Origin of the sequence: Halomonas sp. 328 (assembly GCF_015645095.1) — a bacterium.
Lineage (GTDB): Bacteria > Pseudomonadota > Gammaproteobacteria > Pseudomonadales > Halomonadaceae > Bisbaumannia.
In genome coordinates, this window is the sequence record NZ_JADOTW010000027.1 from 28,183 (window position 1) to 50,121 (window position 21,939).

Annotated in this window: 19 protein-coding genes; 14 read left to right on the top strand and 5 right to left on the bottom strand. The window is 67.5% G+C overall.

Features of this window, described 5'->3' with window-relative positions:
* Nucleotides 1–134: 134 nt before the first annotated feature.
* From IHD13_RS14010 to IHD13_RS14065, 12 genes are all read left to right on the top strand, one after another.
* Nucleotides 135–1,853, top strand: coding sequence for an NADH-ubiquinone oxidoreductase-F iron-sulfur binding region domain-containing protein (locus tag IHD13_RS14010; protein WP_195861658.1), 1,719 nt, complete (start codon nt 135–137; stop codon nt 1,851–1,853).
* Nucleotides 1,854–1,865: 12 nt separating this feature from the next.
* Entirely contained in the window at nt 1,866–4,691 is a 2,826-nt protein-coding gene (fdhF, locus tag IHD13_RS14015; protein WP_195861659.1) for a formate dehydrogenase subunit alpha, read from the top strand.
* A 78-nt stretch (nt 4,692–4,769) separates the two neighbouring features.
* Nucleotides 4,770–5,009, top strand: a complete 240-nt coding sequence (locus IHD13_RS14020; protein ID WP_195861660.1) for a hypothetical protein — start codon at nt 4,770–4,772, stop codon at nt 5,007–5,009.
* Nucleotides 5,010–5,309: 300 nt separating this feature from the next.
* On the top strand, nt 5,310–5,579 hold the full coding sequence (locus IHD13_RS14025) for a hypothetical protein (protein WP_195861661.1): 270 nt from the start codon (nt 5,310–5,312) through the stop codon (nt 5,577–5,579).
* Between the two features lie 91 nt (nt 5,580–5,670).
* On the top strand, nt 5,671–6,030 hold the full coding sequence (locus IHD13_RS14030) for a hypothetical protein (protein ID WP_195861662.1): 360 nt from the start codon (nt 5,671–5,673) through the stop codon (nt 6,028–6,030).
* A 328-nt stretch (nt 6,031–6,358) separates the two neighbouring features.
* Nucleotides 6,359–6,817, top strand: coding sequence for a DUF2170 family protein (locus IHD13_RS14035; protein WP_195861663.1), 459 nt, complete (start codon nt 6,359–6,361; stop codon nt 6,815–6,817).
* Between the two features lie 30 nt (nt 6,818–6,847).
* Nucleotides 6,848–7,567, top strand: coding sequence for a PspA/IM30 family protein (locus IHD13_RS14040; protein ID WP_195861664.1), 720 nt, complete (start codon nt 6,848–6,850; stop codon nt 7,565–7,567).
* A gap of 50 nt (nt 7,568–7,617) precedes the next feature.
* A complete protein-coding gene (locus tag IHD13_RS14045) occupies nt 7,618–8,700 on the top strand; it encodes a potassium channel protein (protein WP_195861665.1) in 1,083 nt (360 codons plus the stop codon).
* Nucleotides 8,694–9,419: a DUF2491 family protein gene (locus IHD13_RS14050; protein WP_195861666.1), complete on the top strand. Its 726-nt coding sequence runs from the start codon at nt 8,694–8,696 to the stop codon at nt 9,417–9,419. The genes IHD13_RS14045 and IHD13_RS14050 overlap by 7 nt, the downstream gene beginning before the upstream one ends.
* A 35-nt stretch (nt 9,420–9,454) precedes the next feature.
* Nucleotides 9,455–9,877 carry a DUF350 domain-containing protein gene (locus IHD13_RS14055; RefSeq protein WP_195861667.1) on the top strand — a complete coding sequence of 141 codons (423 nt, stop codon included), beginning with the start codon at nt 9,455–9,457 and terminating at the stop codon, nt 9,875–9,877.
* 16 nt (nt 9,878–9,893) lie between these two features.
* Nucleotides 9,894–10,556 carry a DUF1190 domain-containing protein gene (locus tag IHD13_RS14060; protein WP_230086328.1) on the top strand — a complete coding sequence of 221 codons (663 nt, stop codon included), beginning with the start codon at nt 9,894–9,896 and terminating at the stop codon, nt 10,554–10,556.
* A 67-nt stretch (nt 10,557–10,623) separates the two neighbouring features.
* A complete protein-coding gene (locus tag IHD13_RS14065) occupies nt 10,624–11,787 on the top strand; it encodes a glutathionylspermidine synthase family protein (protein WP_195861668.1) in 1,164 nt (387 codons plus the stop codon).
* Nucleotides 11,788–11,965: 178 nt separating this feature from the next.
* On the opposite strand, the gene IHD13_RS14070 is transcribed toward IHD13_RS14065, so the two are convergent.
* The 3 genes from IHD13_RS14070 to IHD13_RS14080 form a co-directional block, all read right to left on the bottom strand.
* Nucleotides 11,966–13,312 (bottom strand): sigma-54-dependent transcriptional regulator, encoded by a 1,347-nt coding sequence (locus IHD13_RS14070; RefSeq protein WP_195861669.1) that lies wholly within the window; start codon nt 13,310–13,312, stop codon nt 11,966–11,968.
* A 2-nt stretch (nt 13,313–13,314) separates the two neighbouring features.
* On the bottom strand, nt 13,315–14,739 hold the full coding sequence (locus IHD13_RS14075) for a sensor histidine kinase (protein ID WP_195861670.1): 1,425 nt from the start codon (nt 14,737–14,739) through the stop codon (nt 13,315–13,317).
* Between the two features lie 128 nt (nt 14,740–14,867).
* Complete coding sequence (locus IHD13_RS14080) at nt 14,868–16,154, bottom strand: aromatic ring-hydroxylating oxygenase subunit alpha (RefSeq protein WP_195861671.1); 1,287 nt, start codon at nt 16,152–16,154, stop codon at nt 14,868–14,870.
* A gap of 332 nt (nt 16,155–16,486) precedes the next feature.
* Between IHD13_RS14080 and IHD13_RS14085 the strand changes: the two genes are divergently transcribed.
* Both IHD13_RS14085 and proX read left to right on the top strand, forming a co-directional pair.
* Nucleotides 16,487–17,593 (top strand): hybrid-cluster NAD(P)-dependent oxidoreductase, encoded by a 1,107-nt coding sequence (locus IHD13_RS14085; RefSeq protein WP_195861672.1) that lies wholly within the window; start codon nt 16,487–16,489, stop codon nt 17,591–17,593.
* A 244-nt stretch (nt 17,594–17,837) separates the two neighbouring features.
* Nucleotides 17,838–18,824 (top strand): glycine betaine/L-proline ABC transporter substrate-binding protein ProX, encoded by a 987-nt coding sequence (proX, locus tag IHD13_RS14090; RefSeq protein WP_230086329.1) that lies wholly within the window; start codon nt 17,838–17,840, stop codon nt 18,822–18,824.
* A gap of 76 nt (nt 18,825–18,900) precedes the next feature.
* Here the strand turns inward: proX and IHD13_RS14095 are convergent, their stop codons facing one another.
* Nucleotides 18,901–20,937: an NADH:flavin oxidoreductase gene (locus IHD13_RS14095; protein ID WP_195861674.1), complete on the bottom strand. Its 2,037-nt coding sequence runs from the start codon at nt 20,935–20,937 to the stop codon at nt 18,901–18,903.
* A 185-nt stretch (nt 20,938–21,122) separates the two neighbouring features.
* Nucleotides 21,123–21,782: a TetR/AcrR family transcriptional regulator gene (locus tag IHD13_RS14100; protein ID WP_195861675.1), complete on the bottom strand. Its 660-nt coding sequence runs from the start codon at nt 21,780–21,782 to the stop codon at nt 21,123–21,125.
* Nucleotides 21,783–21,939: the final 157 nt, after the last annotated feature.

Sequence of the window (21,939 nt, forward strand, 5' to 3'; positions counted from 1 at the left end):
TCTTCGGCCCACCCTAGCTGAGGGCGACATCCACATGCCTATGCTTCCATGGGCGGCCCAATCGGCCGTTGTCAGCCCGCGGGGGGAGTGCCAACATTCGGTAAGACGCCGATCAAGACAATAACGAGTGCCCAATGACCGTCCAGACCGTGACCCCCAAGCGCCGCTTCCGCGGCAAGCCCCGCGGACGAGAGCTCGATCCCGCTCGTCTCGAGGGATTGCGTGAACTGCTGGGCGACGAGCGCCGGGATGCCGCGCTGCGCCGCCGCGACCTGTTGATCGAACACCTGCACGTCATCCAGGACGCCCGGGGCCATCTCGCCCTGGCGGACCTGCGCGCCCTGGCCACCTACATGAACCTGCCCATGGCGGCGGTCTACGAGACCGCCACCTTCTATGCCCACTTCGACGTGGTGCATGACGACCAGGTGGCGCCGCCGGCACTGACCATCCGTGTCTGCGACTCGCTCTCCTGCCAGCTGGCCGGCGCCGAGGCGCTGCGCGCGGAGCTGGAAGCGGGCCTGGATGCCGAGGCGGTGCGGGTGCTGCGGGCGCCCTGCATGGGGCGCTGCGACACGGCGCCGGTGGTGGAGGTGGGGCATCGCCACCTGGGCCGGGCCGATGCGGCCCGGGTCCGGGCGGCCATCGAGGCCGACGAGACCCACCCCGAGGCCATCGACTGGCAGCGCCTCGAGGCCTACCGCTGCGAGGGCGGCTTCGAGCTGCTGCAGGCCTGCCACGACGGCGAGGTGACGGTGGAGGCGCTGATGGAGGCCATGCAGCAGGCCAACCTGCGCGGCCTGGGCGGCGCCGGCTTCCCGACCTTCAAGAAGTGGCACTTCGTGCGTCAGGAAGCGGGGCCGCGCTACTGCGCCATCAACGCCGACGAGGGCGAGCCCGGCACCTTCAAGGATCGCTACTACCTGGAGCGGGCCCCGCACCGCTTCCTGGAAGGGGCCCTGGTCAGCGCCTGGGCGGTGGAGGCCGAGGCCCTCTATATCTACCTGCGCGACGAATACCCGGGCCTGCACGCCGTGCTCGCCGAGGCGATCGCCGAACTCGAGGCCGCCAGGCTGGTGGCGCCGGGGTATATCGTGGTGCGTCGCGGTGCTGGCGCCTATATCTGCGGCGAGGAGTCGGCGATGATCGAGTCCCTGGAGGGCAAGCCGGGCAAGCCCCGCCACCGTCCTCCCTTCGTCGCCCAGAAGGGCCTCTTCGACCGGCCCACCCTGGTCAACAACGTGGAGACCGTCTACTGGATCCCGCTGATCTGGCAGCGTGGCGCCGAGGCCTTCTCGAGCCAGGGCCGCCACGGTCGGATGGGGCTGCGCAGCTTCTCGGTCTCCGGCCGGGTCAAGCGTCCCGGGGTCTACCTGGCCCCGGCGGGCATCACCCTCAATGAGCTGATCGAGGAGCACTGCGGTGGCATGGCCGAGGGCCATCGCCTGGCCGCCTACCTGCCCGGCGGCGCCTCCGGGGGCATTTTGCCGGCGTCCAAGGCGGACATTCCCCTGGACTTCGACACCCTCCAGGAGCACGGCTGTTTCATCGGCTCGGCGGCGGTGATGGTGCTCTCCGACCAGGACGACCTGCGCGCCGTGGCCACCAACCTGCTGGCCTTCTTCGCCGACGAGTCCTGCGGTCAGTGCACCCCCTGCCGGGTGGGCACCGAGAAGATGCTGACCCTGCTCGAGGGCGACGAATGGGACGCCGAAGTCCTGACCCGCTTGTCGCAGGTGATGATGGACGCCTCCATCTGTGGCCTCGGCCAGGCGGCCCCCAATCCGGTGCTGGGGCTACTCAAGGATTTCCGCGGTGAACTCGCCGCCCAGAACGTGATCGTCAAGGGGTAAGGGAGAATGAGCATGACCGAACCGAGCTCAAACGAAAGCTTTACCCTGACGCTGGATGGCGTGGAAGTGAGCGCTTACCGGGGCGAGACCCTCTGGCAGGTGGCCAAGCGCGCCGGCGAGACCATTCCCCACCTCTGCTTCAAGGACGCCAGCGGCTACCGCGCCGATGGCAACTGTCGCGCCTGCATGGTGGAGATCGAGGGCGAGCGCGCCCTGGCCGCCAGCTGCTTGCGCGAGGCGGCCCCGGGCCTGGTGGTCAGGAGCGCCAGTTCCGAGCGGGCGCGTACCGCCCGGGAAGGGGTGATGGAGCTGCTGCTGGTCGACCAGCCGGAGCGCGACGACGGCCCCGACCGGTCCAGCCACTTCTGGGCCATGGCCGACCAGCTGGCCATCGACGCCACGGCGGTGCGCAGCCAACTGCCGACCCGCCGGGAGGGCGTGGTGCATCATGTGGCCCCCCGTGAGGGCTCATTAACCCAGGATGCCAGCCACTCCGCCATGCGCGTCAATCTCGACGCCTGCATCGAGTGCAACCTCTGCGTGCGCGCTTGTCGCGAGGTCCAGGTCAACGACGTCATCGGCCTGGCCCACCGTGGCTCGGCGGCGAAGATCGTCTTCGACTTCGACGACCCCATGGGCGACAGCACCTGCGTGGCCTGCGGCGAGTGCGTCCAGGCCTGTCCCACCGGCGCTCTGATGCCGGCCACCCTGATCGATCAGGCGGGCCATGGCGACTCCGCGGTGGCCGATCGCCAGGTCGACTCGGTGTGCCCCTACTGCGGGGTGGGCTGCCAGCTGACCTACCATATCAAGGACGACGAGATCCTCTTCGTCGAGGGGCGCGACGGCCCCTCCAACGCGAACCGCCTGTGCGTCAAGGGGCGCTTCGGCTACGACTACCCGCGCCACCCCTCGCGGCTCACCACGCCGCTGATCCGCAAGCCCGGGGTGGCCAAGGGCATCGATCCGGCCTTCGATCCGGTGAACCCCTTGACTCACTTCCGCGAGGCGAGCTGGGAGGAGGCCCTGGACGTCGCCGCCCGGGGGCTCGTCGACCTCAAGGCGGCCCACGGCCCGGCGGCGCTGGCCGGCTTCGGCAGCGCCAAGTGCTCCAACGAGGAGGCCTGGCTGTTCCAGAAGCTGGTGCGCACCGGCTTCGGCTCCAACCATGTGGACCACTGCACCCGGCTGTGCCACGCCAGTTCGGTGGCGGCGCTGATGGAGTGCATCGGCTCCGGCGCCGTGACTGCCTCCTTCATGCAGGCCAGCGAGGCCGACGTGGTGATCCTCACCGGCTGCAACCCGGCGGTGAACCACCCGGTGGCGGCGACCTTCTTCAAGCAGGCCGCCAAGCGCGGCACCAAGATCCTGATCCTCGATCCCCGCGGCCAGGCCCTCGACGCCTACGCCCATCTGAGCGTGCGCTTCTCGCCGGGGGCCGACGTGGCGCTGTTCAACGCCATGCTCAACGTGGTCGTCACCGAGGGGCTCTACGACGAGGCCTATATCGCCCAGCACACCGAGGGCTTCGAGGCCCTCGAGGCTCATGTGGTGGACATGACCCCCGAGGCGATGAGCGGCCTGTGCGGCGTCGAGCCGGAGACCATCCGCGAGGTGGCGCGGCTCTACGCCACCGCCGAGCGGGCGATGATCTTCTGGGGCATGGGTATTTCCCAGCATACTCACGGCACCGACAACGCCCGCTGCCTGATCTCCCTGGCCCTGGCCTGCGGCCAGACCGGGCGCCCCGGCACCGGCCTGCACCCGCTGCGCGGCCAGAACAACGTCCAGGGCGCCTCCGATGCGGGCCTGATCCCCATGGTGATGCCGGACTATCAGCCGGTCAGCGACGACCAGGTACGCGCCGCCTTCGAGGAGCTGTGGAACACGCCCCTGGACCCGGAGCCGGGCCTCACCGTGGTGGAGATCATGGACGCCATCCATGCCGGTACCATCAAGGGCATGTATATCCAGGGCGAGAACCCGGCGATGTCCGACCCGGACCTGGAGCACGCCCGCCAGGCGCTCGGCGAGCTCGAGCACCTGGTGGTGCAGGACCTCTTCGTCACCGAGACCGCCCAGTTCGCCGACGTCATCCTGCCCGCCTCCGCCTGGCCGGAGAAGGACGGCAGCGTTACCAACACCAACCGCCAGGTGCAGCTGGGCCGCGCGGCCCTGCCGCTGCCGGGCCAGGCCAAGCCGGACTGGTGGATCATCCAGGAGATCGCCAAGCGCTTCGGCCTGGACTGGAACTACCAGCACCCGCGGGACGTCTTCGCCGAGATGAAGCGCGGCATGCCGTCCCTGGATCATATCTCCTGGGAGCGCCTGGAGCGGGAGCAGTCGGTGACCTACCCCTGCCCGGCGGACGACGCCCCGGGGGCGGACGTGGTCTTCTCCGACGCCTTCCCCACCGCCAGCGGACGGGCGAAATTCTCGCCCACCCGGCCGCTGCCGCCGGATGAGCCGGTGGACGATGCCTTCCCCACGGTGCTGACCACCGGGCGTCAGCTGGAGCACTGGCACACCGGCTCCATGACCCGCCGTGCCACCGTCCTCGACGACCTGGAGCCGGAGGCGGTGGCCAGCCTGGCCCCCGCCGAGCTGCAACGGCTGGGGCTGGCCCCGGGGGATGCGCTGACCATCACCACCCGACGGGGGGCGATCACCCTCAGGGCGCGGGTCGACCCGGCGATGCCGGAGGGCATGGTCTTCGTGCCCTTCTGCTACGGGGAGGCCGCGGCCAACCTGCTGACCAACCCGGCCCTCGACCCCTATGGGAAGATTCCGGAGTTCAAGTATGCGGCCTGTCGCCTGAGCCCGGCGGAGGCGGCCTGATCGGCGGGCAGGACCGGCCCCGGCCGGTCCTGCCCCGCCCTTTGCCCCACGACTTTTCCCACTAAGGAGGGCCAACCCATGATGATCGCCGACCTGATCGATGGCGACGACTTCCGCCATCGCCTGGTGGCCCTGGGGATTCGCATCCCCGAGGGGGCCTGCCCCGAGACCTGTGCGCGCATGGCGCTACTCAAGCATGTGGAGGTGGGCGTGCCCGGCCTCCAGGACCTGGTGCGCGAACTCAGCGAACAGACCGATGTGATGCTGCCCTCGGTGCGCCAGGCCCTGGAGCGCTATCTGCTGCCGGGATTGCGTTAATCCCCTCAGTCGGTCTCGGCTTACCTGCCTTACGCGGCGCCTTCGGGCGCCGCGCCTGTTTCCGCGCTGTCTGTTGCCGTCCTGGCGATCTCCTGTGGCGCCTGGCCACCGTCTCTCCCTGACCCATGTGTCATTTTTCCCCACCCCGGACGGGGTCGCCGGCGCCTGGAGCGACGCGGACCCGGCATGCTTTGGTGTTTTTATCTTTATGATTTTAAAGTTGTTTTTATTTTTATGGCATGAGCTGGCATAGCCGCTGCTATGGGTTAGGTGCCACCCACGAATATCAGGAGGATGGGCATGAAAGGTCACCCCGCCCGCAAACTCAAGGCCCTGGCGGCCATCGCCGCCCTCTCGCTGGGCTCCCTGGCCCTGGCCGGCTGCGGCAACGATGACGACCTGCCGCCCATGGAAGAACCGGCCATGGAGCAGCCCGAGCCCATGGAGTCGGCCCAGGATCCCGGCATGCAGGACCCCGCCATGGAGGCGGATCCCATGAGCAGCCAGGAACCGATGCCGGAGTATGACGACGGTTTCGATGAGGAAGGTTTCGACGACGAGGGCTTCTAGGCCCTCCCGATGAATGGCGCTTTCGCCACGGGGCCCAGGCCCTGGTTTCTCCCACACCCCGCAAGACGTGCAACCCATCAAGGAGGTAGTGATGCTCTCCAAGAAGGCACTCAAGCAAGTCGGTATTCTCGGTGTTTCCTTCGGCCTGATGGCCAGCCCATTGGCCTTCGCCTTCGAGCAGGAACCCCAGCAGGATCCGGCCCAGCAGCAGTACCAGGAGCATGGCCAGCAGCAGGAGCCCATGGGCGGCGAGCCCCAGGACGCCTATGGCGGCCAGGATGATGCCGGCTTCGGCGGCGGCACCGAACCGATGCCGGGCGAGGCCCAGGAGGCCGAACCGATGCCCGAGCCGGAAGGCCAGCCCCATGAGACCTACGAGTACGAGGAAGAAGAGGAGGAGACCCCCTGGGACGACTGGGAAGACGAGGAGGAGGATGACAGCAGCTGGTAAGGCCTTTCTCCCTGAGGCATGACGTTTCCAACGGACGCATTGGCCCCCGGCACCCGCCGGGGGCTTTTTTGTGTCCTGCCGGGCCGCTCTGCCTGGGGGTTGTCTTTATCTATTAATTTAGAATATTCTTCTTCGCCATTTTCTGGGCCTAGGGCATCGGCAATGCCGGTGAGGGCCCAGGGGATTGGCCATTATTTGTCAGTGTTGGGCAAACAATGGCCCGACAAGGATGTCGATACCCCGCCTTGACCTCTCCACCGTCCCGGTGGTCGTGGGAGGTATCGCCATCGTCCAGTGGTTCCCCTTCACATCAAGGAAGAGAGAAACGATGGCGCCAAACGATACGCAGGAATCCGGGCTCTCGATTGCCGAGCTTTTCGAGATTTTGACCCGTCCCGAGCGACTCCCTCTGGAGGGAGGGCTTGCCTGGCCCCTGGGGGATTTCGAGCTGGACATGCGCAACCATGCCATCGCCATGTCCCTGGACGACTATTCCTCGCTCTCCATGACGATTACCCGCCAGAGCGAACAGTGGGTCGTGATGGCGCCCATCGCCCCGCTGGCCGCGGTGGCTTCCCCGGAGCGCTTCAATGCCATGGCCTTGCGGCTGGGCATGGCGATTCCCCTGGCCTCCATCGGCCTGACCGAGATCAATGGCCAGGACTATTACGTGGCCTATGGCCAGCTGTTCGCCGAATCGAAGCCGGCGTCGATCTGCTCCGAGCTTCATGCCACCGCCGGTGCCGCCCTCCAGGCCGCCGAGCTGCTTCAGGATGAGTTGCGGTAATTCCGCCGCCGCGAAACAAGGACGTTGCCCATGTCTATCTTCGGAAAATTGCTGACCGCGCTGCGCGGCGGTGCCAGTGAGACCGGTCAGGCCGTCGTCGATTCCCAGGCCATGCGAATTCTCGATCAGGAAATCCGCGACGCCGAGGCCGCGCTGCGGCAGTCCAAGCACCACCTGACCGAGGTGATGGCCAAGCGTCAGCTCAATGCCAACAAGGCCGGCGAGCTCGAAGCCAAGCACGCCGAACTCGAGGCCAGTGCCAGTGCCGCCCTCGCCAAGGGCGAGGAGGGGCTGGCCCTCGAGGTGGCGGAACGCCTGGTCGAGCTGCAAGGCGAGCTGGAGGCCGAGACCACCATCGTCGCCCAGTTCGACGAGAGCATCGCGTCCTTGCGGGCGGCCATCCGTGATTCGGAGAACAAGGTACGCCAGCTCAAGCAGCAGGTCTCCGTGGTCAAGGCGACCGATAGCGTGCAGAAGGCCCAGTCCGCGGTGGCGGCCCAGCACTCGGGGCAGACCTCGCGCATGCATACCGCCATGGAGTCGCTGGAGCGCATCAAGGAGCGCCAGCAGCTACGCAGCGCCCAGATGCAGGCGGCCGAGCAGCTCCATGACGAGCAGAGCGGCGCCTCCCTCGAGGCACGCCTCAAGGCGGCCGGCATCGGCGCCCGGCCCAGCCAGGCCGAGGATATCCTGGCCAGGCTGCGCCAGCCGGCGGGGGAGACCCCGGCCAAGAGTGACGAGACGCCCTGATCGACCCGCGCCCGCCGTGTCGCGGGCCCGCCCGTTCAAGGAGCGAGGGCATGTTTCTCATACGGCTTTACCAGCGCCTTCAGGCCGCGGCGCTGACGCTGTCGTGGCCGGTGCTGATGGTCCTGGTGCTGCTGCATGGCGCCAGTGCCTGGCTGCTGTTCTTCCTGGCCGGGGAGTCGGTGGCCACTCAGGCCACGCGCTGGCTCTACTTCTATGTCACCACGGCCACCACGGTGGGTTATGGCGATTATTCGCCGACCACCGAGGGGGGACAGCTGATCGCCGCCCTCTGGTTGATTCCCGGTTCGATCATGCTGTTTGCCTCTTTCATCGGCAAGGCGGCTACCTTCGTGGCCGAACACTGGAGACGTGCCATGTGCGGCAAGGGTAATTACGGCAACCTCGAGGGGCACACCCTGATCATCGGCTGGCACGGCGAGCCCACCGAAGCCATGGTCGATATCCTGCTCAAGGACACCCAGTTCTCCAACGAGATCGTGCTCTGCGTCGTCAACGAGATGGAGAACCCGCTGCCCGGGCGGGTGAAGTTCGTGCGCGGCGAGAGCTTCTCCAGCCCCCAGCTACTGGAGCGCGCCGGGGTGAGGGGAGCGGATCGGGTGATCATCTACGACTATGCGGACGAGCGGGTCGCCACCATCGCCCTCTCGGTCTATCGGCTCAAGCACCCGGGCTGTCATGTGGTGGCCCACTGCGATAATCGGGCCACCGCGGCGATGCTGCGCGATGCCCTGCCGGGCATCGAGTGCACCCAGGGGCTCTCCATCGAGATGCTGGTGCGCTCGGCCATGGACAAGGGCATCAGCCGGGTCGTCAACGAGCTGCTGGCCCTCGACCACGGCGCGACCCAATTCCAGCAGACGGTACCCGCTGGAGACGGCGCGCGTCCCTGCTACGGGGACCTGCTGGTCGTCGCCAAGCAGCGTGCCGATATCACCCTGCTGGGGCTGTGCAAGGCCGGGGGCAATGGTCATCAGATCCTCAATCCGCCGTCCCGGACCCCGGTCTGCGAAGGCGATGTGCTCTACTACATGGGGCCCTCGCGGCTCTCCCAGGAGCAACTGGCCGAGCTGATCGGGGCCCTGGCGGCACCCCGGGAGGTGGCCCCATGCTAGGCGTCCTCAGGCGGTGGCTCGGTGCCGAGGACCGGGCCGTCAACGAGCCGGCGGAAGTGGACCCGCTCTTCTCCGGGCTGGCGGGGGCCGAGGCCCTGGGCGAGCTGCGCCTGGGGGGGCGTGTCCGCATCGACCTGCTCGCCCATCGGGCCTATCACGATCGCCTGGTGTTTCGCTGGGAAGCAACGCCCAGCTACCATGCCATCGCCGCCATCGGACATATCGACCTGGGCGGCGACGCCCACCTCTGCCGCTTCTACCTCGACAACGACACCTTCCTCCAGCTCAGCCTCGAGGGCGGGGCACTGGCCGAGATCAAGCTGTTCGACTTCTTCGCCGTGACGCACCTGGCCGATCGCGAATTCGATCGCCTGATCAATGCCCCCGCCGCCGGAAGCCAGGCCCATGCCCTGGGGGCCGAGCGCCATGCGCTGAGGGCCGATACCGGCACGACCTTCGAGTTCACGCGGGTCTGGGGGGAGCCGGGGCAGGCCTGGACGCCGCCGGTGATGCTGCACGAGACGGTGGTGTCCCGGGAGCGCCCGGGCCGGCGCCCCGTGACCCATTATGGAATGCTCTACGAGCGCTCCGTGACCGACGCTCCCTTGCGGGAGTACCTCTTCCTCAGCGCCGAAGACGACCACGACGGCGGCTTCATGCTGGTGGAGAACCTGGGCATCGATCTCTCCTGGGTGGATATCGATGCCATCCGCGCCTGATCGGGCCCCTCACATGCGAAAAGGAACCTCACGCCATGTCTCGTCTTGCCCTCTATCTGCAGGGATTGCCGCTCTTCTTCCTCTACCTGGGCATCGCGGTGCTGCTGCTGGTCACCTTCATGATCTGCTACAGCAAGCTGACGCCGCACCATGAGTGGTCGCTGATCCGCAAGGGCAATACCGCGGCCTCCATCGCCTATGGCGGCTCGATCCTCGGTTTCGTGATTCCGCTGTACAGCGCCATGAGCCATTCGGTCAGCCTGCTCGATTTCGTGCTGTGGGGCGTGGTCGCCTTCATCGTGCAACTGGCGACCTTCTTCACCATCAAGCTGGTGCTGCGTCGCAGCGGCGAGAGCCTGGCGCAACACATCACCGAGGATCACCAGGCCTTCGGCATCCTGGTGGCCTCGGTGTCCATTGCCGTCGGCCTGTTGAATGCCGCCTCCATGTCCTGGTAAGCGAGAGCCGAAATCCATGAGTGAAGTACAGCAACCGCCGATGGCACGCCCCCGGCGCAAGCGCAGTCAGCGCCTGGTTCTTGCCGCCATGGGCGTCGCCTCCGTCACCCTGAGCGCCTGTGGCCAGGCGCCGAATCCGCAGGACGAGCGCGAGCGGGTGGTCGGTGTCGACTTCGAGGGCGAGCAGGCCTATCGGAGCGTCGATGAGTGCGTGGCGGCCGATGTCTATACCCGTTCCACCTGCGAGGATGCCTACCGCCTTGCCCTCGAGGCGGCTCCCCGTTTTACCTCCCTGGAGGCGTGCGAGGCCCGCTTCGGCGAGGGGAGCTGCGAGGCGCCTCCCCAGCCGGCGGCCACCGGCCAGCAGGGCGGCGGCTGGTTCATGCCGGCGATGATGGGCTACATGGTCGGCAACATGATGTCCAACACCAGCCGGGGCCGCACCCTGCAGCAGGTCTATCAGGAGCCGGTCTACCGCGACCGTGGCAATCGTGGCGACTGGGACGCCGCGGTGGTCGGCGCCAGTAGCCGTACCCTGAGCCGGCAGGCGCGCATGGAGCAGAACATCTCCAACCAGGAACGGGCCTACCGCAACCGCATGACCACCTCGAGCCCCCGGGCAACCCAGCGCAGCGGCTTCGGCTCGCGCTCGGCGGCGCGCGGGGGCTGGGGCTCCTGACCCCCGTTATCGACGCCGACCCGGCGGTGCGCCGGGTCATTTCCGCTGTCCTGTCCCAGGAGCCGTCATGCTGCGTCTCGATGTCCCCGAGCGACCCCACTGGAAGGCCCTGGCCGAGGAGCTGGGCTTTCACTTCCACACCCTGGAGGGCGAACCCTACTGGGTCGAATCGGCCTACTATCAGTTCACCCTGCGGCAGGTCGAGGAGGAGATCGAGGCCCCCACCGAAGCGATCCACGAGATGTGCATGGAGCTGGTGGATCGCGTCTGTGACTCGGAGGCGCTGCTGGCGCGCCTGGCCATTCCCGAGTTCATGTGGGAGACCCTGGTCGCTTCCTGGCGTGGTGGCCAGCCATCGCTCTACGGGCGCCTCGACTTCTCCTACGATGGACGGGGGCCGGCCAAGCTGCTGGAGCTCAACTACGACACCCCCACCAGCCTCTACGAGGCGGCCTTCTTCCAGTGGGTGTGGCTGGAACAGGCCATGCAACTGGGGCTGATCCCGCGCCAGGCCGACCAGTACAACGCCATTCAGGAGCGCCTGCTGATGGCCTTCGCGCACCTGCGTGAGCGCCTGCCCGGCGGGACCCTGCACTTCGCCAGCGTCCAGGACAGCGTCGAGGACCGGGCCACGGTGCGCTACCTGCAGGATATCGCCCTGCAGGCCGGCTTCGAGGTCCCCTTCCTGCATGTGGAGGAGATCGGCCTCAATCGTGGCGATGCCTTCGTCGGCCTCGACGACGAGCCCATCGAGGCGATCTTCAAGCTCTACCCCTGGGAGGAGATGGTCCACGAGGACTTCGGTGCCCATCTGCCCGACAAGCGGACCCGCTGGTTCGAGCCCCCCTGGAAGATGATCCTCTCCAACAAGGGGATCCTGCCGCTGCTCTGGGAGCACTTCGAGGGCCACCCCAACCTGTTGCCCGCCTTCTTCGAGGAGGCGCCCGGTCGCGCCCTGGGCCCGGGCTGGGTGCGCAAGCCGTTCTTCTCCCGGGAGGGCAGCAATATCGAACTGGTGACCGCGGCCGGGGAGCGCCATTGGGTGGACGGGCCCTATACCGACAGTCCCCGGATCCTCCAGGCCCTGGCACCGCTGCCGCGTTTCGGGGCCCGGCATACCCTGGTGGGGAGCTGGGTGGTGGGGGATCGCGCCTGCGGCATGGGGCTGCGCGAAGACGTGGGAGCCATTACCAAGGACAGTTCCTGTTTTCTGCCCCACCTGATTCTCTAGGCTATGTCCGAAAACTGGCTGTGCTCGACCATACGGCGTTAAAAATCGGCTCGTGCGCGAGTCCGATCAAAATACTCATTTACACCCCGTAAACTCGTACGCGAGCCCGGTCCGTCTTTTCGCCGATTTTTGCCTTGTCTGACCTTCGCTCGCCGACTTTTCAGGCAAAGCCTAAGGGCTACTCCTCCAGCCGCCGATAGAGGGTCTTGCGGGCGATGCCGAGGATCTCGGCGGTGCGCCGCTTGTTGCCGCCGGTGGCCTCCAGCACCTTGTGGATATAGCGCTTCTCCACGTCTTCCAGGCGCGGCCAGGGGGCCTGGCCTTCGGCGCTGGGCAGGGTGGTGGCGGGGGTGGGGCGGTGCTGGCGCAGGCGCTCCGGCAGGTCGCCGTGGCTGAGGCGCTCCCCCTCGGCCAGGGTCACGGCGCGCATGATGGCGTTCTCCAGCTCGCGCACATTGCCCGGGTAGGGGTAGCCGAGCAGCGCCTCCAGGGCCTGGGGCTCGACGCCGAGGATGCGCTTGCCCTGGGCCTCGGCGTGCTTGTCGATCAGCGCGGTGATCAACGGCTGGAGGTCGCCGTGACGCTCGCGCAGCGGCGGCAGGCGCAGGGAGAAGGTCTCCAGCCGGTAGAAGAGGTCGCTGCGGAAGTCGCCGTCGGTGATCGCCTGCTCCAGGTCACGGTGGGTGGCGGCGATGATCCGCACGTCCACCGGCAGCTCCCGCTCGCCGCCCACCGGGCGCACCCGCTTCTCCTGCAGGGCGCGCAGCAGCTTGGCCTGCAGGGCGATGGGCATCTCGCCGATCTCGTCGAGGAAGAGGCTGCCTCCCTGGGCGGCCTGGAAGAGGCCGCTGCGGGCCTCGTGGGCGCCGGTGAAGGCGCCCTTGGTGTGGCCGAAGAACTCGCTCTCCATCAGCTCCGCCGGCACGCTGGCGCAGTTCACCGCCACGAAGGGCCCCTCGGCCCGAGGCGACTCGGCATGGATGGCCCGGGCCAGCAGCTCCTTGCCGGTGCCACTCTCGCCGAGCAGCAGGATGGGGGCCTCGCTGTTGGCCAGCCGCGCCGCGTCGTGGAAGAGCGACTGCATGGCGTCGCTGGCGCCGACGATGCCGTGGAAGTGCGCCGGCGCCTCGCCCTCGCCGCGGGCCGCCAGGCGGCGGTGCTCCAGGACCCGGAATACCGCCTCCTGAAGCGCCGCCAGGTCCAGGGGCTTGGTCAGGAAGTCGTCGGCGCCCCGCTTGAGGGCCTCCACCGCCTGCTCGATGGTGCCGAAGGCGGTGATGACGATAAAGCCGCACTCGAGGCCCTCGCCGCGTACCCGCTCCAGCCAGGCCAGGCCGCTGATGCCGGGCAGGCGCACGTCGCTGATGATCAGGTCCGCCGGGGCCTGGCTGAGGGCGGCCATGGCGGCCTCGGCGCTGTCGCAGGCGGTCACCCGGTGGCCGGCCTCGCTCAGTTCCTCCACCAGCAGTTCTTGCAGGGCGGGGTCGTCCTCGACGATCAGCAGGTGGTGGCCGGTGTCATCCATGGTCAGGTCTCGCTATCCAGGGGCAGGGTGAGGTCGAAGGCGGCGCCGCCCAGCTCGGCGTCGCCCAGGACGATACTACCACTGTGGTCGCTGACGATGCGGTGGGCCATGGCCAGCCCCAGGCCGCTGCCCTGGCCCACCGGCTTGGTGGTGAAGAAGGGGTCGAAGACCCGCCCCTGGTGCTCCTCGGGAATGCCGGGGCCGTCGTCCTCCACCCGCAGGCAGAGGGCGCCATCGACGACCCGGGCCGAGAGGCGCACCCGCCCCTCGGGGCTGGCCTGACGGGCGTTGTGCAGCAGGTTGGTGAGTACCTGGGTGAGCTGCTGCTCGTCACCCATCAGGGTCGGCGGCGGTTCGGGGAGGTCCACCTCGATGGCCTCGCCACCCTCTACCAGGGCCTGGGCGCCGCGCACCAGGTCGTCCAGGCGGCAGGGGGCCAGCTCCAGGTTATGGCGGCGCCCCAGTTCCATCAATTGGCGCACGATGGTGACGATCCGTGCCACCTCGCCGCGGATCCGGGCGAGCGGGCGACGCTGGGTTTCGTCCGTGGCACGGCGCTCCAGGCGCTGGGCCTGGCCGTCGATCACCGACAGCGGCGCCCCCAGCTCGTGGGCGACGCCGGCGGCCAGCACGCCGAGCTCGGCGAGCTTCCTGGACTTGCGCAGGCGCCGCTCCAGGGCGATCTCCTTGCGCCGCCGTGCCTCGATATCGGCATCCTTCTCGGCCAGGGCATCGAGCATCTCGTTGAGGGCCAGCGACAGGCGGCGGTACTCGGCGGGGCCCTCGACCTCGGCGCGACGCTGGCGCTCGCCGCTCCCGACCCGCTCCATTACCGCCAGCAGACGCTCCAGGGGGCGCTCGATATGGCGCCGGAAGCCCCACCAGATCATCGCCACGATGCCGACGGCGGCGATCAGGAAGGCGCCCAGGGCCACCAGGCTGAGGAAGCCGATGTAGTTCTCCACCCCGGTGTTGAGGCGGTTGACCTGGAGCACGCCGCGGGGCTCGCCCCCCGGCGTGGTCAGGGGTACCAGGGCCGAGTAGTAGCTCCAGCGCTCGTGCTGGCGGTACTCCCCCAGTTCCTCGCCGCTCTCGGCCACGGCACGGATCTCCTCGGGGGCGAACAGGGTCTCGCCGAGGCCCAGGCCATAGACCTTGTCGCCCCGGGTGTCGAAGACATAGGCGCCGTAGATGCGATGGAAGGAGAAGGCCGCATGCAGGGACTCCTGCACCGCCTCCCGGGGCGCCTCCTGGGTCAGGGCATAGCCCAGGGAGGTGCCGATGGCCTGGCTGAGGATCTGCACCTCGCTCTGCAGCTTGGTGCGTAGGTTGTCCTCGAGGGAGACGATGGCCACCAGGCTGACCACCAGCAGCACCAGGAAGAGGGGAGTCAGGACGGTGGCGATAATGATATTGCGCAGGCGCATAGGGGCTCGTCGTGATAGGGGCCGTCCTATCCCACCATGGGCACCGGGGAAAATCCAGCCGCCGGCCATAACGCCGCAGGCCCGCCGATGGCGGGCCTGCGGGGGACGACGGGGCAGAACGAAGGGGCTTAGCCCTGCACCACCTTGAGTTCCGGGGCGGTGTGGCCCAGGTTCTCCAGCAGGCGCTCGCCATACCAGTCGATGAAGTCGATCACGCCGAACTCATAGGTCTCGGAGTAGGGACCCGGCTGGTAGGCCTGGGAGTTGATACCGCGCTGGTTCTCCTCGGCCAGGCGACGGTCCTGGTCGTTGGTGGCGTCCCACACCTTGCGCATCTCGGCGGGGTCGTAGTCGACGCCCTCCACGGCATCCTTGTGCACCAGCCACTTGGTGGTCACCAGGGTCTGCTGGGGACCCAGCGGCAGCACCCGGAAGACGATGGCATGGTCGCCCATGAAGTGGTTCCAGGAGTTGGGCAGGTGGAGGATGCGCAGCGAGCCCAGGTCGGCGCTCTGGAGGCGTCCCATCAGCTTCTGGCAAGCGGGCTTGCCGTCCATGGTCATGGAGACGGCGCCGTCCAGCAGCGGGGTGCGGGTCAGGCGGTTGCGCTTGCCGAAGCGCTTGAGCTGCCAGGGCACCTGCAGGGCGTCCCAGTCGGACTGCTTCTGGGCCACCAGGGCCTTGTAGGCGGGGGTGGCACGGGGGTCGTCGGTGTCGTCGAACTCCTGCAGGGAGTTGAGCAGCTCCGGGTGGGAGCCGTTGCAGTGGTAGCACTCCCGGTTGTTCTCGATCACCAGCTTCCAGTTGGCCTGCTCGACGATGGAGGACTCCACCGCGACCTTGGTGTTCTCCATGTCATAGGGTTCGAGGTAGTGCGTCAGGGTGGCCAGGAAGTCATCGATGGCCGGCGGCTCGTCGGCCAGGCTGACGAAGATGAAGCCGCCCCCGGTCTTCACCTGCACCGGCTTGAGGCCGTACTGGTTGAGGTCGAAGTTCTCGCCCATGTCGGAGCCGGCGAACAGCAGGCGGCCGTCCAGCTCATAGGTCCACTGGTGGTAGGGGCAGACCAGCTTGGCGACCTTGCCCTTCTCCTTGACGCACAGCCGCGAACCGCGGTGGCGGCAGACGTTGTGGAAGCCATGCACCTGACCGTCGTTGCCGCGCACCAGGATCACCGGGTTGTCGCCGATCTCCACGGTCATGAAGTTGCCCTTGGTGGGAATCTCGCTGGTCATGCCGGCGAAGAGCCACTCCTTGCCGAAGATCTCCTGCATGTCCAGGGCGAAGACACGCTCGTCATTGTAGAAGGGCTGGGGCAGGGAGAAATTCCGCTGACGGCTGCGCAGCATCTCCGCGGTGGCTTCCCGGGCGGGGGCCAGCGGATCGTCCAGACGAGCGAGGGGCTTGGATTCCATGGGGCACTTCCTCATTACGGGCGGCGGGTCAGGCCGAGTCATTGTTGATTGTGAGCTTCGTCAGCGGCTGGGGGTCGCGCTGCATCGGCGTGACCCTGATTTGCGGCGAGTGTGGGGCAGAGTCGGGAAAGACAGTTATCTGCCGGCGACAAAAGGTGATGCGCCGGCGACGCCCGGCGAAATATCGCCCTCGGGGCCTGGATGCCAGGGATATGCCCGTGTCGCGAACAGGCATGTGACGACGCTATCCCTTGGCGCAAAATTCGCTCAACGACAAGCGGTGGCACCGCGGTCGGAGACAGCCCCCATGGTGCAGCCCAGGCGAACCGATAATGACAATGAACTTCCTCAACCCCGTCACCACCCAGACCTGGACCAATGGCCGCCACCTGGTGCGCTGCGTCAAGGTGATCCAGGAGACCTGGGACGTGCGTACCTTCTGCTTCATGGCCGAGCAGCCGGTGATGTTCTTCTTCAAGCCGGGGCAGTTCGTGACCCTGGAGCTGGAGATCGACGGCGAGCAGGTGATGCGCTCCTACACCATCTCCAGCTCCCCTTCGGTGCCCTACAGCTTCTCCATCACCGTCAAGCGGATGCCCGGGGGCCGGGTCTCCAACTGGCTGCACGACAACCTGCGCGTCAATGACGAGCTGGCGGTGCATGGCCCGGTGGGTAACTTCAACTGCATCGACTACCCGGCGGAGAAGATCCTGATGCTCTCCGGCGGCGTCGGCGTGACCCCGCTGATGTCCATGGCGCGCTGGTTCTTCGATACCAACTCCCTGGTGGACATCGAGTTCGTGCACAGCGCCCGCTCGCCCAAGGACGTGATCTTCCACCGCGAGCTGGAGCATATCTTCTCGCGGATTCCCGAGTTCAAGCTGCATATCGTCTGCGAACGCAGCGACGAGCTGGGCGAGGCCTGGGCCGGCTTCCGCGGCTACCTGAGCCAGGCCATGCTGGAGCTGATGGCCCCCGACTTCATGGAGCGGGAGATCTTCTGCTGTGGCCCCACTCCCTATATGAACGCCGTCAAGAACCTGCTCAAGAACAACGGCTTCGACATGGCCCACTACCATGAGGAGTCCTTCGGGGAGACCCCGGCCGATGTGCAGGAGGAGGCGATCGAGCATGCCGAGCAGGCCGAGGTGGAAGCCGAGGAACTGGATGTCGCCGATATGCTCAGCGTGGAGTTCTCCACCACCGGCAAGAGCGTGCGCATCCAGCCCGGCGAGACCGTGCACACCGCCGCCGCCAAGCTGGGGCTGCATATTCCCAAGGCCTGCGGCATGGGGATCTGCGGCACCTGCCGGGTGCCCCTCACCGCCGGTCAGGTGGAGATGGAGCACAACGGCGGCATCACCGACGAGGACGTGGCCGAGGGCTATATCCTCTCCTGCTGCAGCAAGCCACTGGGCGATGTGGTGGTCGATTACTGATCGCCCCCGATGATCCCGGAAGGCCCCCTACCACGATAGTCGAAAGCGCCCCATGCCGTCTCAACGACATGGGGCTTTTTGCATCGCACCCGACCGAGAAGCCAAGCGGGGCGGACGTCCCGGTTGCCTGTCTTGGCTTTTCACCCCGGCGCCGAACCCCGGGTCTCCCGGACCCGGCACCGGATCGCAAGACCGTAATAACCACAACAAGAGGTAAGTCATGAGATTGATTCGCAGGAAACCGATGTTGACCGCCCTGGCGCTGGCCACCGCCGCCCTGACGCCGCTGCCTGCCCTGGCCGAGGCGCGGCCGGGGGAGGGCGTGAGCGTCACGCCCATCTTCCCGTCGGTGGCCGAGGAGCACTTCCGCGGCCAGATCGCCATCATGGGCCTGGAGGCGCTGGGCTATGCGGTGGAGGCGCCCCGGGAAACCGAGTATGCCGGCATCCTCCTGGGCCTGGCCTATGGCGAGGGGGACTTCACCGTCCATGCCTGGGACAAGCTGCACGACGACTTCTACCAGCAGGTCGGCGGCGACGAGGCGCTGGTCAAGGCCGGCGAGATCATCCCCGGGGTGCTCCAGGGCTACCTGATCGATCGCGCCACCGCCGAGGCGCATGGCATCACCTCCCTGGAGGACCTGCGCGACCCCGAGGTCGCCGCGCTCTTCGATGCCAATGGCGATGGCCGGGCCGACCTCACCGGCTGCAACCCCGGCTGGGGCTGCGAGCAGGTGATCGACTACCACCTGCTCTCCTACGGCCTGACGAATACCGTCACCCATCACCGCGGCCCCTACTTCTCGCTGATGGCCGACACCATCGCTCGCCACGAGCAGGGCGCGCCGATCCTCTACTACACCTGGGTGCCGCAGTGGATCTCCGGGGTGCTGGTGCCGGGCGAAGACGTGGTCTGGCTGGAGGTGCCGCACACCTCGCTGCCGGATGGCAACAACGACGTGAATACCCACTTCAATGGTCAGAACCTGGGCTTCGCGGTGGATGCCATCCAGTCGCTGCTCAATCGCGACTTCGCCGAGCAGAACCCCGCCGCCCGCGAGTTTCTCGCCCGGGTGCAGCTCACCACCGAGGACGAGAGCGCCCAGAACCTGCGCATGCAGGAAGGCGAGGATAGTTCCGAAGACATTCGGCGCCACGCCGCCGAGTGGATAGAGGCGCATCGTGAACAGTTCGACGCCTGGCTCGCCGAGGCCCGCGCCGCCGCCGGCTAAGGCCTGTTCATCGCCTGAACCGCAACCGCGGGGTGCCCTGAGTGGGCGCCCCGCGGTTGGTTTGGGGCCCCGAGTCTTACACCTCCTTGAGAAGCCGCAGGGCGTCGTAGATAGCCGCGTGGGTATTGCGGGGTTCCACGGCGTCGCCGATGCGAAACAGCTGGAAGCTGCCTGCCTCGTTGCGCACCACCGCCTGAGGACGACCGGCGATCAGGGCGTCGTAGTCCACCTCGCCGCCGTTGCACGAGTGCGGCTTGAGTGCGAAGTAGAGTTCCTCCATGGGCGTGATGCCGTAGTTGACCACCACCTGGTCGAGGCGTCGCTGCTGATCCAGGTCCAGGTAGTCGCTGCCGATCGTCGCCAGCAGCTCGCCGCCGTCCCGGGTCACGGACTCGAGCCGGTAGGTGGGCGTAAAGGTGACGTTGGGGCGTTGCAGGGCGCGCATATAGGGCACCAGGTTCATGGCCATGATCTCCGCCGAGAAGGTGCGATCCGGAGTCATGATCTCGAGCTTGGCGCCGCTGGCGGCGATGATCTCGGCGGCCTGGAGCGCGGCATGGTCGCCGGCCTCGTCGAACAGCAGCACCCGGCTTCCCGGCGCCACATGGCCGGAGAGGATGTCCCAGCTGGTGACCACCAGGTCGCGGCCCTGCGCCGGCTGGTCCTCCGCGGGGAAACCGCCGGTGGCCACGATCACCACCTCCGGGTTTTCTGCCAGTACGTCCTCCGCCTCGGCCCAGACGTTGTAGCGGATCTCGACGCCCAGCGCCTCGCACTGGGCCAGGCGCCAGTCGATGATGCCCAGCATCTCGCGGCGCCGCTCGCTCTGGGCGGTGAGGCGCACCTGGCCGCCGGCATCGCTGGCAGCCTCCAGCACCAGCACCCGATGGCCCCGCTCGGCGGCCACCCGGGCCGCCTCCAGGCCCGCGGGCCCGGCGCCGATAATCACCACCTTTCGCCGTTGCGTTGCCTTGGGGAGGGTGTGGGGCATATGGGTTTCCCGCCCGGTGGCGGCGTTGTGGATACAGTAGGCGGCGCCGCCCTGGTAGATGCGGTCCAGGCAGTAGTTGGCGCCGACGCAGGGGCGGATCTCTTCCTCACGCCCTTCGATGATCTTGCGCACGATATGCGGGTCGGCCATATGGGCGCGGGTCATGCCGACCACGTCCACCTTGCCCGAGGCGATGGCATGGCGGGCGGTGGCCACGTCCTGGATCTTGGCGCCGTGGAAGGTGGGGAAATCGACCCGGCGCTTGATCTCCCCGGCGAAGTCCAGGTGTGGGGCGCTGGGCATGCCCTGGATGGGGATGACGTCGGTGAGCCCCGGGTCGGTGTCGATATGCCCGCGCACCACATTGAGGAAATCGACCTGGCCGCTGGCCTTCAGGCGGTGGGAGATCTCGAATCCCTCCTCGGCGGTCAGCCCGCCCTCCAGCCGCTCGTCGCCGGTGTAGCGCACGCCGACGATAAAGTCGTCGCCGACCCGTTGGCGAATGGCGCTGAGCACCTCGAAGGTGAAGCGCAGCCGGTTATCGAGATCGCCCCCGTAAGGGGCGTCGAGGGTATTGGTCAGTGGCGACCAGAACTGATCCAGCAGGTGGCCGTAGGCCTGCAGCTCGATGCCGTCGAGGCCGGCGGCCTGCATGCGCTCGGCGGCGTCGGCGTAGTCCTGGATCAGGCGTTCGATGTCCCAGGTTTCGACCCGCTTGGGAAAGGCGCGGTGGGCCGCCTCGCGGCGGTGGGAGGCCGACACCGCCGGCAGCCAGTCGCCCTTGTCCCAACGGGTGCGTCGGCCCAGGTGGGTCAGCTGGATCATCACCGCGGTGCCGTGCTCGTGGCAGGCGTCGGCGAGCTCGCGCAGCCAGGGCACCACCTCGTCCTGGTAGGCGAGGATGTTGTTGAACACCGGCGGGCTGTCCCGGGCCACCGCCGCCGAGCCCGCGGTCATGGTCAGGCCGATGCCGGCCCGGGCGCGCTCGACGTGATACTCGCGGTAGCGCGCCTTGGGCATGCCGTCTTCCGGGTAGGCGGGCTCGTGGGCGGTCATCATCAGGCGGTTCTTCAGGGTCAGGTGCTTGAGCCGAAAGGGCTGCAGCAGCGGGTCGTTCGCCATGGGTGGGCCTCGGGGGTGTCTCGTTGTTCTCGGGGGTGGGGTGGCCTGGATGTACAGCATCGTTGTCTTTGTGTTCATAGGTGTACATTCATCGGCGAGACAGGGCCAGGCCCGATCGCCGCCCGGCGCTTAGGCCGGCGCAATCCTGTATGCGGATGTCGTAGGGGGGATGCCTGGGAGCGGGGTCAGGAAGTGCCCAGGTCGGCGTTCGGTGGTGGCGTATGCCCATGCCGGGCATGGAAGCGTTTCAGCTCCCGTTCCGTGGGGGGCTGGCCGGTGAAGATCTCCACATAAGCAGGGATGCGTGCCATGCGCACCGCCAGCGACTCCCGGGTCTTCATGGAGATATAGCCGATCTGGGTCAGGTAGATGGTGCGCCCGCGCACATTGGCCGCCAGGCCGTCATAGCCGTGGGCGACGAACATCCGCGTCAGCGCCTCGATGCGCGCCTCGTCGGCGGCGTCGATCTCCCGGGCCACGGCCTCGGACTGCAGCGCCCAGCTGCGCATGGCGAACTCCAGTTGGGCGTCGAAGAGCCGCGGATTCAGCCAGCAGTCGAAGACATTCAGCATCGCCTCGACGATGCTCTCGGCGTAGGCCTCGCTCTGGCGCACCAGGCCCCGGGTGTTCTTCTCCCGCCAGCGCTCGATCAGCGCCTCCAGCAGCGCCTCGCGATCCTTGAAGAACCAGTAGAAGCTGGTCCGCGAGAGCCTGAGTCGCTTGGCCAGGGGCAGGATGCGCACGCTGTCCACGCCGGATTCCAGCAGCAACTCGAAAGCCGCCTCGAGCCAGGCGTCCCGGGAGCCCTTGGCGGGCGTATCGGTGGCGCGATCGGTGGTGGGCATGGCGGCGCTCTCGCTCGGGAAAGAGCGAGCAGTGTACAGAGGTGTCCGTTTTCGGGACAAGGCGCCGCCCCTGCGCTACGCCGGTGGTGGATGTAACTCCCGTAACCAATGACAACCCTGTGGCAACAAATCACCGGGCCACTTCTTGCCCGATCGG